13 protein-coding genes are annotated in these 13687 nt (G+C 58.9%); 2 read left to right on the top strand and 11 right to left on the bottom strand.

The genetic code is table 11. From position 1 onward, the window contains the following. Positions 1-24 precede the first annotated feature (24 nt). The 8 genes from dnaJ to H522_RS0101270 form a co-directional block, all read right to left on the bottom strand. Positions 25-1146 carry a molecular chaperone DnaJ gene (gene dnaJ, locus H522_RS0101305; RefSeq protein WP_026960921.1) on the bottom strand — a complete coding sequence of 374 codons (1122 nt, stop codon included), beginning with the start codon at positions 1144-1146 and terminating at the stop codon, positions 25-27. A gap of 212 nt (positions 1147-1358) precedes the next feature. Beyond that, positions 1359-3200, bottom strand: coding sequence for a molecular chaperone DnaK (gene dnaK, locus H522_RS0101300; protein WP_026960920.1), 1842 nt, complete (start codon positions 3198-3200; stop codon positions 1359-1361). Between the two features lie 139 nt (positions 3201-3339). Beyond that, positions 3340-3963: a nucleotide exchange factor GrpE gene (grpE, locus tag H522_RS0101295; RefSeq protein ID WP_026960919.1), complete on the bottom strand. Its 624-nt coding sequence runs from the start codon at positions 3961-3963 to the stop codon at positions 3340-3342. Positions 3964-3991: 28 nt separating this feature from the next. After that, complete coding sequence (gene hrcA, locus H522_RS0101290) at positions 3992-5023, bottom strand: heat-inducible transcriptional repressor HrcA (RefSeq protein WP_026960918.1); 1032 nt, start codon at positions 5021-5023, stop codon at positions 3992-3994. A 113-nt stretch (positions 5024-5136) separates the two neighbouring features. Next, entirely contained in the window at positions 5137-6321 is a 1185-nt protein-coding gene (gene hemW, locus H522_RS0101285; protein WP_245577962.1) for a radical SAM family heme chaperone HemW, read from the bottom strand. 6 nt (positions 6322-6327) lie between these two features. Then, positions 6328-8142: a translation elongation factor 4 gene (gene lepA, locus H522_RS0101280; RefSeq protein ID WP_026960916.1), complete on the bottom strand. Its 1815-nt coding sequence runs from the start codon at positions 8140-8142 to the stop codon at positions 6328-6330. 83 nt (positions 8143-8225) lie between these two features. After that, positions 8226-8918 (bottom strand): cation efflux transmembrane domain-containing protein, encoded by a 693-nt coding sequence (locus H522_RS16840; protein ID WP_051343600.1) that lies wholly within the window; start codon positions 8916-8918, stop codon positions 8226-8228. Then, positions 8911-9510: a hypothetical protein gene (locus H522_RS0101270; RefSeq protein ID WP_026960915.1), complete on the bottom strand. Its 600-nt coding sequence runs from the start codon at positions 9508-9510 to the stop codon at positions 8911-8913. The genes H522_RS16840 and H522_RS0101270 overlap by 8 nt, the downstream gene beginning before the upstream one ends. Before the next feature lie 313 nt (positions 9511-9823). Between H522_RS0101270 and H522_RS20215 the strand changes: the two genes are divergently transcribed. After that, positions 9824-10627: a lytic transglycosylase domain-containing protein gene (locus tag H522_RS20215; protein ID WP_051343598.1), complete on the top strand. Its 804-nt coding sequence runs from the start codon at positions 9824-9826 to the stop codon at positions 10625-10627. 122 nt (positions 10628-10749) lie between these two features. Here H522_RS20215 and gpr read toward each other — a convergent pair whose 3' ends face one another. Beyond that, the gene (gpr, locus tag H522_RS16830) at positions 10750-11805 is read right to left on the bottom strand and encodes a GPR endopeptidase (protein ID WP_245577961.1); all 1056 of its coding nucleotides are present in this window, start codon (positions 11803-11805) and stop codon (positions 10750-10752) included. A gap of 90 nt (positions 11806-11895) precedes the next feature. On the opposite strand from gpr, the gene rpsT reads away from it, so the two are divergent. Beyond that, the gene (gene rpsT, locus H522_RS0101255; RefSeq protein ID WP_026960913.1) at positions 11896-12177 is read left to right on the top strand and encodes a 30S ribosomal protein S20; all 282 of its coding nucleotides are present in this window, start codon (positions 11896-11898) and stop codon (positions 12175-12177) included. Positions 12178-12287: 110 nt separating this feature from the next. Here rpsT and H522_RS0101250 read toward each other — a convergent pair whose 3' ends face one another. Together H522_RS0101250 and holA are read right to left on the bottom strand one after the other, a co-directional pair. Beyond that, positions 12288-12611 (bottom strand): alpha/beta-type small acid-soluble spore protein, encoded by a 324-nt coding sequence (locus H522_RS0101250; protein WP_026960912.1) that lies wholly within the window; start codon positions 12609-12611, stop codon positions 12288-12290. A 38-nt stretch (positions 12612-12649) separates the two neighbouring features. Beyond that, positions 12650-13681 carry a DNA polymerase III subunit delta gene (gene holA / locus H522_RS0101245; RefSeq protein ID WP_026960911.1) on the bottom strand — a complete coding sequence of 344 codons (1032 nt, stop codon included), beginning with the start codon at positions 13679-13681 and terminating at the stop codon, positions 12650-12652. Between the last annotated feature and the right edge of the window lie 6 nt (positions 13682-13687).

Genomic DNA, 13687 nt, shown 5'->3' with positions numbered 1-13687 from the left:
TCGTTCAATCCGTCATGCCCTACTTCAATTGTCAAACAGGGCGCTCTTCATGCGTTCAATCAAGGTGCGCGACTGCTCCTGCGGCGTTTGCCCCAATTCCTTGCCGAGTTCACGCAACAGTTCTCGTTGTCGCTCGGTCAGATTCGTCGGTGTGATGACGTGCACCCGGACGTGTTGGTCTCCGCGGTGATTCGTGTTGATGCGGACAATGCCACGGCCGCGCAGGCGGAAGGAGGTTCCGGTCTGCGTGCCCTCTGGAATGCGCAGTTTCACAGGTCCGTCCAGGGTCGGCACTTCAATCTCGTCCCCCAACGCTGCCTGTACGAACGTTAAGGGTACGTCCACATACACGTTGTTGCCGTCGCGTTCGAAGACCTTATGCGGCCGGACGTGAATCACAATGTACAAATCGCCCGGTGGTCCGCCATCTGGACTGCTCTCGCCGGCCCCCGCGATGCGCAGGCGATTGCCCGTATCTACGCCCGCCGGCACCTTGACTTTCACCTTGCGGCGAACCCGTTTGCGCCCCTGCCCCTGACAGTCGGAACACGGGTGGTCAATCTTCACACCACGTCCGCGACAGGCGGTACAGACCCGGCGGTTGACCATCCGGCCAAATGGGGTATCGACTACACTCTGCTGCTCGCCGGTACCGTGGCAAACCGGACACTTATCCACTTTCGTGCCCGGCTTGGCGCCCGTTCCGTGGCAGGTCGGACACGTCTCGGTTCGTGGCACGGAGATCTCTTCCTCCACGCCGAAGGCCGCCTCTTCAAAGTCAATCTGCAGCTCGTACTCCAAATCCTCTCCGCGGTGCGGCCCACGGCTGCGACCGCCGCCGAAAAACATGTCGAAGATGTCGCCGAACCCACCAAAATCGCCGAAGCCGGCTCCACCGAACCCGCCACCGCCCATTCCCTGGGTCGGGTCTTCGTGGCCAAATTGGTCATAGCGGGCACGTTTTTGCGGATCGGAAAGAACCTCGTAGGCTTCGGAGATCTCTTTGAACTTGTCCGCGGCGTTTGGGTCATCCTTGTTGACGTCTGGGTGATACTTGCGAGCGAGTCGACGGTATGCTTTTTTGATTTCGTCGGCTGAGGCGTTGCGGTCAACCCCCAGCACCTCGTAATAATCCCGCTTGCTCACGCCTTATCCTCCGCTTTCCCAGTCTCTCCCGACAGTCGAAAAGGGCAAACGGCCCGCTAATGGGTGCCATGCCCTTTCCATACCCTCTCGGTGTTTAGACACGCATTCAAAATGCCGTGCAGAAAATTACTTATGTGTCTGGCAAGGGGTCAGAACCACTTGCCAGACACGGCTTTAAACTACCCTTCACAACCTCAGTTGCCTGTGTCACATTACTTGTCTTCGTCGACCACTTTGTAATCGGCGTCGACCACGTTATCCGACTGTCCCTGGCCGGTGGCTGATGCGCCGGCCGTTCCCGTCGCGCCGGAAGCGTTCTGGGCCGCTTGTTCGTACAGCTTCGTTGACAACTTATGCAGAACCTGCGTCAATTCGTCTGAAGCCGTCCGAATGGCGTCCGCATCCGTGCCACCGAGCGCGTCACGCAGCTTTTGCTGCTTCTCTTCGGCTTCCTTTTTCAAGTCAGCGTCGACTTTATCGCCGAGGTCTTTCAGGCTCTTGTCCGTCTGGTACAACAGCTGATCCGCCTGGTTGCGGATTTCCACCTGCTCGCGCCGCTTCTTGTCTTCCTCGGCGTGCAGTTCCGCCTCTTTGACCATCCGGTCAATCTCTTCCTTGCTCAAGCCGCTGGACGAGGTGATGGTAATCCGCTGACTCTTACCGGTGCCCAGGTCTTTTGCCGATACGTTGACAATGCCGTTGGCGTCAATGTCGAACGTGACCTCAATCTGCGGCACGCCGCGCGGAGCCGGCGGAATGTCGCTCAGCGTAAACCGCCCCAGCGTCTTATTGTCGCGGGCCATCTCGCGCTCGCCCTGCAGGACGTGGATTTCCACCGAAGTCTGGTTGTCTGCCGCCGTCGAGAAGATCTGGCTCTTCGACGTCGGAATTGTGGTGTTGCGGTCAATCAGCTTGGTGAACACACCACCTAAGGTCTCAATACCCAAGGACAGCGGCGTGACATCCAGCAGCACCACGTCTTTCACTTCGCCCGTCAACACGGCTGCTTGAATCGCAGCACCAATGGCCACGACTTCGTCCGGGTTCACGCCTTTGGAAGGCTCTTTGCCAATCAGGCGCTTAATCGCCTCTTGCACCGCCGGAATCCGCGTGGAGCCGCCGACCAGCACCACCTTGTCAATCTGCGCCGGAGTCAAGCCAGCATCGGACAACGCCTGGCGAGTCGGTCCCAGGGTCTTTTCGACCAAATCGGCCGTCAGCTCCTCGAACTTCGCCCGCGTCAAGTTCACCTCAAGGTGTTTCGGACCACTGGCGTCGGCCGAAATAAACGGCAGCGAAATGGTCGTCGTCAGGGTCGAAGAAAGCTCCTTCTTCGCTTTTTCCGCCGCGTCCTTTAAGCGCTGCATGGCCATCCGGTCTTGACGTAAGTCAATGCCGGTATCCCGTTTGAAGGTGTCGGCCAAGTAATCCATGATGCGTTGGTCAAAGTCATCGCCGCCCAGGTGGTTGTTCCCGCTGGTGGCCTTCACCTCAAACACGCCATCCCCCAGTTCCAGGATGGAGACGTCGAACGTACCTCCACCCAAGTCATACACCAGGATGGTTTGGTCGTCTTCTTTGTCAAGGCCGTACGCCAGCGCGGCTGCCGTCGGCTCATTGACGATGCGCAGGACTTCCAGCCCAGCGATTTTTCCCGCATCCTTGGTCGCCTGGCGCTGACTGTCACTGAAATAGGCCGGCACTGTGATGACCGCCTGCGTGACCGGTTCACCGAGATACGCCTCAGCGTCCGCCTTGAGTTTCTGCAGAATCATGGCAGAAATCTGCTGTGGTGTGTACTGTTTATCGTCAATCTGAACCTTATAGTCACTGCCCATATGCCGCTTGATGGAGATGATGGTCCGGTCGGGGTTGGTGATAGCCTGACGCTTCGCCACATCACCGACCAGGCGTTCCCCATCCTTCGTAAAAGCGACCACCGACGGCGTCGTCCGGTTGCCCTCGGCGTTTGGAATAACAACCGTTTCGCCGCCTTCCATGACCGCTACACAGGAGTTCGTGGTTCCCAGGTCAATTCCAATGACTTTTGCCATGTCGTGCGTCCTCCTCTATCCTCCACAACTTATGCTCAACGCCTCTCATCAGCATCGCCGCTGGGATCACAGCCCCACTCGCGAGGCCGATCAGGCAAAGCCCCGCATGCTGTCCAACGTTGTGACATCAGGCTTCCGTTTATACGGTTACCTTGACCATCGCGGGGCGCAGCACGCGTCCATGCAAGAGATACCCTTTTTGCAGCTCTTCCGCTACGATGCCTGGTTCGCGGTCGCCCGCTGGCTCTTGCAGTACAGCCTCGTGCAGCTTCGGATCAAACGTGTGTCCGAGCGTCTCCATCGGTTCGACACCATACTTCTCAAGCAGCGAAAGGAGCTGCCGTTGAACCATCTCGACCCCTTCGCGCACCTCGGCATGGCCTTCCATGGCGCCCAGGGCCCGATCAAAATTGTCCACGACCGGGAGCAGGTCAGCCAACAACTGACGCGTCGCGAAGCTGCGCAGGTCTTCCATCTCTTGGCGCGTGCGTCGGCGATAGTTCTCAAAATCCGCTCGCGAACGCAGCAACTGATTCTGCAGTTCCTGCACCTTTTCGCGCAGCTCCGCCAGCTCTTGCTGGACGGGCGACTCTCCTTCTGCTTGCGTGCCCTCTCCTTCGACCTCAGCCGCATCAACTTCATCTGGGGCCTTGGTATCGAACTTCGCGTCCGCAATCTCCCCATCGACCGCAGCCGATTCTTGTTCGGACTCGGCCGAACGTGTAGCTTGTTCCTGCTCCATCTGGTCTTCGTTGGTTGGCATGTTGATCCCCCTTGGCAAACCTTAGGCCTCAACCCAGTCGTTCCTGTAGTGTCCGGGTCAGCGCACCGGCGGTGTAATCGAGAATTTGCATGACGCGCGCGTAGTTCATCCGCGTTGGGCCGAGCACGCCAATCCGCCCCACGGGTTGTCCGTTGACGGAATATGTGGCGGCAATGACCGTGCAGTCCTGCAAGGTTGGCTCGGCGTTCTCGGCGCCGATGCGCACCTGAATGCCCACACTCTCCGTAGGCAACAGACTGTAGACCGCATCTGCTTGCTCCAACAGCGCCAACAGCGGCCGCGCCTTATCCACATCATGAAACTCCGGCTGCGCAAGCACGTTGGTCGCCCCACCGACGAACACTGGATCCTTTTTCTGCTCGGAAACCTTGAGTAGTTCGTCAAGCACCCCGAGCGCCCCTTCGTAGTGCTCAAGGACGCCAGCCATTTCATTGGCGATTTCGCGATACAGGGTTGACTTCATGTAGGCGAGCGATCCACCCGCCAGCTTGCTGTTGAGCAGGTTCACCAATCGTTCCAACTCGGCCGCCGACATATCCTCTGGGATTTGAATCGGCCGGTCGTAAACCGTACCTGCGGTGGTCACAATAATGGCCACTGCGCGCCCCGCGGCCAGCGGCAAAATCTGCACATGGCGAATCCGCTCCGAATGAACTCGTGGCCCCGAGACAATCGAGGTGTAGGAAGTCAGCTGCGAGACGACAATCGCCGTCTGCTGAATCATCCGTTCCACTTCGTCAATCCGTTGTTGAAACACCTCGCGCAAACGCTGTACGGTCTGCGCATCAATTTCTGTCTGCATCATGAGATGGTCCACGTAAAACCGATACCCGCGTTGGGAAGGAACTCGCCCAGCCGAGGTATGAGGCTGGGCCAAATACCCCATTTCCTCTAAATCGGCCATCTCGTTGCGGATGGTCGCCGCGCTGTACCGAATACGCTCGTGCTTGGACAGTGTTCGCGAGCCCACGGGTTCGGCAGAGAACACATAATCTTCGACAACGGCGCCCAGGATGAGTTTCTGCCTGTCAGTCAGCACCGCTATCGCCTCCTCCCGAGGATTCACTGCGACCCGACGTTCACTCGTTTTAGCACTCATCTCTCTCGAGTGCTAAACTGTATCTTGACAATAGCAAACTGCCGCGAGGATTGTCAATTCCCGCCGGTCAACGCACCGACAAACGGCTCAAAGACCACGTTGGCGACCGGCCAAGCCGATTCCGTCAACTGCAGCGCCCCATCGCGCCAACGCACCATCTGCCAATCCAGCAACCGCTCTACGATAGGACCAAACGCGTCCATAATGGTACACCCATGCTCGCGCTGGAAGCGTGCGTCGGCAACCCCTTCGGCCAATCGCAGCCCCAACATCATGGTGTCTTCGGCCGCCTCTTCGGCCGATACGACCATCGTCTCCTTCACGGGCCGCCTACCATCGCCAAGGGCGCGCCCATAGTCGGCGAGCGATTTGACGTTTTCATAGCGCACCCCGTCCACGTATCCGTGCGCCCCCACGCCGGCAGCCAGATAGGGATGATTGCGCCAATAGACGTGCTGGGCCCAGGCACCTGGCTTGGCAAAATTGCTGACTTCATAGTGAACGTAGCCGCGCTCGGTCAAAAACGCCCGTACGAAGTCGTACATCTCGGCTTCCTGGTCCTCTCCAGGCAGATTTAACAGTCCCTTATCCAACCAATCCGCAAACGGGGTCCCGGATTCGACCTTGAGCCAATAGGCAGAGAGGTGTTCAATCCCCAAGGCGGTCAGGGTCGTAAGCGCCTCTTCCACGTCTTTTATGGATTGATCTGGTAAACCGAACATCAAATCGACATTGATGCGGCGAAACCCACTCCGCTGCGCCAAATCGATGCTCTCAAGCACAGCGTTCGCATCATGCAGCCGCCCAATCGCCAACAGCAGCCGGTCATTGAGCGTCTGCGCACCAAAGCTGATGCGGTTGACACCATGGCTATGGAGCAGCCGCAGCTTCTCCAAGTCCACCGTTCCTGGGTTCGCCTCCACCGTGATTTCTGCATCCTCCGCCACCGGTAGCCGGCGCCGCAAGTCGTTCAGGAGCCGATCCCACTGGGCAGTGGTCAAGAGTGTGGGGGTCCCGCCGCCAAAAAAGATGGTTTTCAGCGGAGCAGGGACATGCTCTGCCAAGAGCCCCAGTTCCACCGCCAGCGCATCCACGTACGCTTCACGTACCGCCGGCGGCGCGACGTACGTTGTAAAGTCACAATAAAAACAGCGGCTCCCACAGAACGGAATATGAATGTACAGTGACGCTACCGGCGGCTGACGGTGCGGTCCGACCACCGGACGACGCGTTAACACCCTCCATCACTCCATCTTCAGAACCGCCATAAAGGCTTCCTGCGGAACCTCCACACGGCCAACCTGTTTCATGCGCTTTTTGCCTTCCTTCTGTTTCTCCAACAGCTTGCGCTTTCGGGTGATGTCGCCGCCGTAACACTTCGCCAAAACGTTTTTCCGCATAGCGCGGATGGTTTCGCGGGCAATCACGCGGTTGCCAATCGCCGCCTGCACCGGAACTTCAAACATCTGCCTTGGAATCAGTTCCTTCAGTTTTTCGCACAACGCACGCCCGCGCGCGTACGCCTTGTCGCGGTGGACGATGAACGACAGCGCATCGACCACCTCCCCATTGAGTAAGACGTCCATTTTCACCAGCTGCGACGGCTTATAACCAATCAACTCGTAATCGAACGACGCATAGCCCCGCGTGGAGGATTTCAGGCGGTCAAAAAAATCATAGACAATCTCCGCAAGCGGCAACTCGTAAACCAACGTCACCCGGGTCGCGTCCAGGTACTGCATGTCCTGAAACTCACCACGTTTTTCCTGACAGAGTTCCATCACTGGGCCGACAAAATCGTTCGGTACAATCACCGACGCCTTCACGTACGGCTCCTCGACATGCTCGATGCGATCCGCCGGCGGCATTTCGCTGGGATTGTCAATCTCCTTGCGGCTTCCGTCCGTCAGGTGCACGTGGTAGACGACACTCGGGGCTGTAGTAATCAAGGTCAGGTTGTACTCTCGCTCCAACCGCTCCTGAACCACTTCCATGTGCAGCAGCCCGAGAAAACCACAGCGAAAACCAAAGCCCAGGGCGCCGGAGGTCTCAGGCTCAAACGTCAGAGCGGCGTCATTCAGGCTCAGTTTTTCCAACGCTTCGCGTAGGTCTTGAAAATCGTTGCTGTCGACCGGATACAGTCCGCAGAATACCATCGGATTAATCTTTCGATACCCAGGCAAAGGTTGCGTGGCCGGCCGCTCGGCTGCGGTCACGGTATCGCCGACCCGGGTCAAACGGACATCCTTGATGGCCCCAGCCAGGTAGCCGACCTCGCCAGGCCCCAGCATATCCGTCTCTGTGAGGGCGGGGCGAAACACGCCGACCTCCGTCAGTTCCACCTCTGCGCCGGTGGCCATCATGCGCACGCGCATGCCCGGTCTGAGCAGCCCATTCACCACGCGCACGTAGACAATCACGCCGCGGTACGGATCGTAATGGGAATCGAAAATCAACGCCTGCAGCGGAGCGTCCGGGTCCCCCTGGGGCGGTGGCACCTTAGCGACGATTTGTTCCAGTACCTCGTCCACGCCGACCCCTGTCTTGGCCGAGGTCAGGACTGCGTCGCTGGCGTCGAGCCCAATAATGTCTTCAATTTCCTGCTTCACCCGCTCCGGGTCAGCGCTGGGAAGGTCAATCTTGTTGATGACCGGTAGAATCTCCAAGTCGTTATCGAGCGCCAGGTAGACGTTCGCCAACGTCTGCGCTTCAATGCCCTGCGCGGCGTCGACGACCAACAGCGCCCCTTCGCACGCAGCCAGGCTCCTGGACACCTCGTAGGTAAAATCGACGTGTCCTGGCGTATCAATCAAATTTAGGATGTACTCCTGGCCGTCGCGGGCTGTATATGTGAGTCGAACGGGCTGCAGCTTAATCGTGATTCCCCGCTCCCGTTCAAGATCCATTTGGTCTAAGAGCTGATCCTGCATCTCCCGCTCGCTGACGGTATGGGTCAACTCAAGGATCCGATCCGCCAGCGTCGACTTGCCGTGGTCGATGTGGGCGATGATGGAAAAGTTTCGAATCCGTTGTTGAACTTGCGATTGGCTCTCGGGCACGAAGTGTGCACCCTCCTCCATCTCCACATCCGTGGGAAACGACCGGGTATCCCCATCGATTCCCCGCTCAAGTACGAAGGAGATTATACCACACCGTGCCCTTGCCCGTGGTCGTGGCGACCGCCGCGAAACGCGGCGACCGACTCCCAAGCCTCGTGGAGAATTAGGACACAAAGTAACAGGGCGGCGAACGGATCGACCCACCAGAAGCCCCAGACCTGCTCGACCAAGAGACCGAACAAAAGCATCCAGGCCATCAGCGCACAGGTCATGGTGCAGGCGGCATCACCCAAGAGGGCTGGACTGTCGAGTTTGTACCCCAGGAGCCGCTTTTGCACCGCTAACCACGGCGTAATCACGCTCGAGGCGGCGGCCACTGCGAGCCCAAGGAGGCGCGGCACCTGAAAGGTACGCAGCGCGACCATTTGGCCGGCCCGCAGGCCAATCCACACCACCAAGGCAAAGAGGCACAGCCCGACCACCAGCGATGCCGCCCGCTCGACGCCGAGCACCCCATTTTCAGGGTGCCTTCTTTCCCAGAGCAGGCGCAGCAGTAGGCAGGCCCCCGAAATCCATTCAATCGCGCTGTCAATGCCGAACGCGGACAGCGCCACGGTGCCGGTCTGCCGCGCGGCGACCAGGCTGACCACGGCTTCCGCCGCAATCCACAACAGGCTCATGACTTCTACGGCGATGGCCCGCTTCAGCCAGACGCTGCGGCCATCCTCAGGCTCTGGCTGAATATGAGGAGGTACAGAGGGAGATGGATTAGCCATTCGGGTTCCCATCTCCCATGCCCCCGTTCACGGCTGAACGCTGTCCCGCTGGGCTCGCTGCGGGTTCCGAGACGCCTGCGGGCTGTTCTAAGAACAAAACGTGCAAGACCTTGGCCAACAGATGGCCAAACCCTTGTTGCACCTTGTCCCCAAGCACCACCCCGCCCTGGTCGATAGCCTCTCCGACCGGGCTGTAAAACCGTCCGTGCACGCTGTCGGTGCCAGAGGATGCGGTTGTTTGGGTCGATCCCGCTGTGGCATCTGGGCCCCCCACCTGCGACAGGCCAGGATGGACCGCCTGTTGGGACGATCCGCTCGCGAATCCGCTTGCCGATCCGCTCCCCGATTCGCTTGGCGATTGGCCGCTTGGCAAGGCGGAGATGCCGGCCGCAGAGGAGGATGGGGTTGACGCTGCGGAGGGTACTGTGGCCGCCGGGACGGCCCGTAGCCCGGAAAAGTCGGACAAGGCGCTCATGCCTGCGGCAAGTGCGGCAAACACCCCGGCGCCTGCGCCCACGAGAACGCATACGAACACGATGGCGGCTAATAAACGTTTCATCGTGTACCGCAGGGTATCAAGCTCATCGTTCACGGTTCATCCCTCTTTCCGTCGCCAGGCATCCCGGTCACTCCCATTCGGCTTGTCCCATCCGCCCGGCGTCGATTCTGGAAAGATGTATACGCAGGCATTCGCGAAGTTATGATTCTCATAACGCGGCGAGCACACTTTCGTCTAGCTCATGGGAGTATGCACCTAGAGTGTGCGGAAGGGGGCTCAGGGCAGGGTTTGCGCGAACTTTGTCGAATTTGAAGGAATGTGGAGCTTTACATAGCTTCGGAGGAAAGCATTACCGTGAGCGTGCCACTTCCTTGTGGGTGATGGCGAACGAAGAGGGAGGTGTATCATGACCAGTCTCAATCCGGTGTCCAATTCCCGCCAGCAGTCGGGACTGGGTGTTTCACCTGCACCCTTCCCGAACGATACGGCGTTTTCCGAGCTTCTCACTGAGTCGATGTTGGAGACGCCATCGAATCCGTTGGATGTGCAAAACAGTTTCTCATCGGCAGCAGCCCCTCTGTCGCCTGTATCGGTGGCTCAGGCCATGCAACCCGCGACGGCCATATGGATGTGGCTGCTCGAACAGATTCTCGAGGAGGCCACACAACCGACGACGGCACATTCTGCGGCAATAGCGGATACGCCTGTAGAGACTACGGCCGCCGATAGCACGGTCAAAACCGCGACAGGCACAATCCCGAGCGCAACCACCAGCGCGCCTCCAAGCGCTACAGCCGGGGTTCGGGCGAAAGCCACCGAAGGATCCCCGCTCGGCACCATTATCGAGAACGCCGCAAACCGCTACGGCGTACCGGCGGCTCTCATTCGCGCGGTGATTGAGCAGGAATCGGGAGGCCGCGCCGACGCCGTGAGCGCCGCCGGAGCAGCCGGTCTCATGCAACTCATGCCAGGTACTGCGCAGGCTCTGGGGGTTCAAGACGTATTCAACCCCAGCGAAAACGTCCTGGCCGGGACCCGCTACCTGGCGCAATTGCTGCAGCGTTTTGACGGAAACGTGCCGTTGGCCTTGGCTGCGTACAACGCCGGGCCGAAAGCGGTCGAAGAATATCACGGCATCCCTCCTTATTCCGAAACCCAGCGGTATGTAACGCGTGTTCTCCAGTTGGCCAACCAATACTCGGACGCTTAAAAGGTCGTCTGGAAAGAGACCCGCATAGACGAACGCTCAAAGACGTTTTCCGGAAAGGCCCGTTGCTAAACGGGCCTAGACGCTCCATGTTTAAGTTTTGCAAATTGAACGCGACAATCACGTTAGTGCGTTAACACATCCGCCTCTTCCATGGTCATCTCCGGGTGCAGGGCAAGGTTGAGCGCTTTGGCGACCAATTGCGAGATATCCTCAATGAACTCATCCACTTCTTTAGGGGTCACCATTAAATTGTCGCCCAGTGGCGAGAGAACTTCATCGACCATCTGGCGCTTCTCTTGTGCAGAAAAATGGTCAAAGATCTGGTTGGCGCCGTTGTTGGGCACGGATACACGCAGTCGATCCAACAACCGTTCCAGGCAGTCGCTCGCGATGGTCGAAGCCTGTACGACTGTCGGAACGCCAATCGCATAGACGGGCACCCCCAAGGTCTCCGTCGTCAGTTCCCTGCGATGGTTGCCGACGCCAGAGCCGGGATGAATCCCGCTATCGGCAATTTGAATCGTGGCGTTGACCCGGGCGAGTGAACGGGAGGCCAAGGCATCTAAGGCAATCACCAGGTCGGGCTGCACGTGCTCCACGACCCCGCGCACCACCTCCAAGGTCTCAATCCCGGTCACGCCCAATACGCCGGGAGCGATGGCAGATACGGTGCGGTACCCTTCGTCCAGGAGTTCTGGCATCAGTTGGAATACGTGACGCGTCACAAACAGGCGCTCGACGACCAGCGGGCCGAACGCATCGGGCGTAACATTGGCATTTCCCAAACCCACCACAAGCACACTGGCCTTGTCACTAAGGGTGAATAAACGCTGAAACTCATCCCGGAGAACCTCAACCACCCGCGTCTGCAGATCCGGATCGCGCCGGCGCAATCCAGGCGCCTCCAGCGTGATGTACCTCCCCTTGCGCTTGCCAATTCGTTTTTCTCCCTGTTTGGTCCGGACATGTACACGCGATACATGAATGTCTTCGTGTGGCTGTTCCTCGGAGAAATCCACACCTGGAATTTGCGGCTCTGGGCCGCGGGCGAGTTCGTGCGCTTCAAGCGCCAGGTCCAAGTTGGGCCAGGGATGATCGCTCTTGGGGTGAACTCTCACGGCCCAGTCCTGCATCGCCCGTTCGCGCTGTCGAGCCAGGAGCTGCCTGTACCGAGACAATGGATTCACCTCGTCTTCTTGCAGGTTGGAATACCGGTGTGATAAACTATTGTCCGTCATTTGAGCCTTTGGCCCGGGGAGGTGAAATGGGTGCCAAACATCAAATCCGCCGAAAAACGTGTACACATCACCGCTCGCCGGACGCTGCGCAATAAGTCACTGAAGTCGGCACTGCGCACGACACTCAAGAAGTTTGATGTTGCACTGACGCAGGATGATGTGGAACAGGCTCGCCTGGTCCTGCGTGAGGCTACGCGTGCACTGGATAAGGCCGTAACAAAAGGCATTATTCACCGCAATAACGCCGACCGCAGGAAGTCGCGTTTGGCGAAGCGGTTCAATGAATATGCGCAGGCGAAAGCTGCTCAATAGGGAACGGCAACCCCCTGCCAAGAGGACGCAAAACGGCCCATGTGTTGGGTCGTTTTTTCTTGCAGGTTTTTTGATGGCTGAGGACCAAAATCCCGCATGCTCGCCCGCAATTAAGAGCGCGGGTTTTGGTCCCTTTGCGCCAGCTCCTTTTCTGCGATTTGAATCAAGCGCTTTACCATGTTCCCGCCGATCTCGCCACCCAACTCACCGGCTTCACGCGTCGTCAGCATGCCACCATCCTTAGCCCGGATGGCCTCTACCTGCGGTCGCGGCCGCGGGTTTGCCGACGCAGGCACGCCGACACCGGCAGCCGCTGTGGTGCGTACCGCATGATTTCGCTGCGAGTCGGCGCCATCTGCCACCACCTGGCCTTTCAGCCTGTCCATCGCTTCCCGAGCCTCGGGTACGAGCAGGCGGTTTCGCCGTCTGGCCATGACCTCATCCCCTTGGTGAAACGATTATCGCCTATGGCTTACCTTGCCCAGACGGCATGGGGCTTACTCGCCAGACACGCCATCACCACCCATTCCAGGGCAACGTCCGGGTCTTGCCTGCCCGACTTAATGGCATACTCCGCATCCGCGATGATGACGAGCAATCGTTCAACCTCAGACAGGGCGACCCGAGGTGCGAGGCGAGCCGCCTGTTTCAGCGCATACGGATGCACCTTGAGCCGTGAGGCCATGGCCGATTCTGGGATACCGCGCTGCTGCAATACCCGCACAAACCCGAGCAGGCGCAAGCGGTGGGCCATCAGCGCCAAGAGCGACAGCGGTTCGGCGCCGCGTATGCGCATCTCGTGCAAGACCCGGATGCTGTCGCGAACCTTTTTCCTCAGGACCCCTTCGACCCATTGAAATACGTTATCCTCAATCGGCTCCGCCACCAGTTCTCGCACCGCATCGATGTCAATGGTACCGTTCTCGGAAAATGACCGCAGCTTGGCCAATTCTTGTTCACACAGTGTGAGCATGTGGCACCGTCGCCACAATTCGGCAATCGCTGCGTCCTTTACAACGACCCCCATCTCCCCCGCCAGTTCGCAAATCAGGCGTTCCGCCTCGGCGTCTTTCGGCGGATGGCAGTCAACCAACACGTGCTTTTTCAGTAGCTTCACGGCGCGCTTGCGCTCGTCCAGTTTGTCGGCCTCCACTGTAATGACCAGAACCCGGTGGGGGACCGGGTTATCCAAATAATCCTCCAGCGGCCCTAAATCCACCTTGCCCGCGGCCTTGGCACTGGTGAGCGCTGTAACCTGTTCGAGGACCACCAGGCTTGCTTCTGAAAACAGGGATTGGGTTTGGCAAGCGGCGATGGCCCCCATGCATCCCTCGTCATCGAAGCGGTGCCGCTCCAGATACGGCCGCTGGCCGTCCTGTTCCATGCGATCCGCCAGCTTGCGCAGAAATCGGCGCACTAGAAACGGTTCCGTGCCAACCAGCGCGTAGACCGGCCGGACGGGCTCGCGATTCAGTGCAGCGACCGCTTTTCCCCATTCCATCATGGCGTC

The sequence above is a fragment of the Alicyclobacillus herbarius DSM 13609 genome (assembly GCF_000430585.1).
Lineage (GTDB): Bacteria > Bacillota > Bacilli > Alicyclobacillales > Alicyclobacillaceae > Alicyclobacillus_G > Alicyclobacillus_G herbarius.
Note: the sequence above shows the minus strand (reverse complement) of the source record. Positions and strands in the feature narration are given on the sequence as shown.

Coding starts and splice junctions, on each gene's coding strand:
- grpE (WP_026960919.1), bottom strand. CDS start 3,963: ATGCCAACCAACGAAGACCAGATGGAGCAGGAACAAGCTACACGTTCG.
- holA (WP_026960911.1), bottom strand. CDS start 13,681: ATGATGGAATGGGGAAAAGCGGTCGCTGCACTGAATCGCGAGCCCGTC.
- H522_RS20215 (WP_051343598.1), top strand. CDS start 9,824: ATGACCAGTCTCAATCCGGTGTCCAATTCCCGCCAGCAGTCGGGACTG.
- H522_RS0101250 (WP_026960912.1), bottom strand. CDS start 12,611: ATGGCCAGACGGCGAAACCGCCTGCTCGTACCCGAGGCTCGGGAAGCG.
- dnaK (WP_026960920.1), bottom strand. CDS start 3,200: ATGGCAAAAGTCATTGGAATTGACCTGGGAACCACGAACTCCTGTGTA.
- H522_RS16840 (WP_051343600.1), bottom strand. CDS start 8,918: ATGGCTAATCCATCTCCCTCTGTACCTCCTCATATTCAGCCAGAGCCT.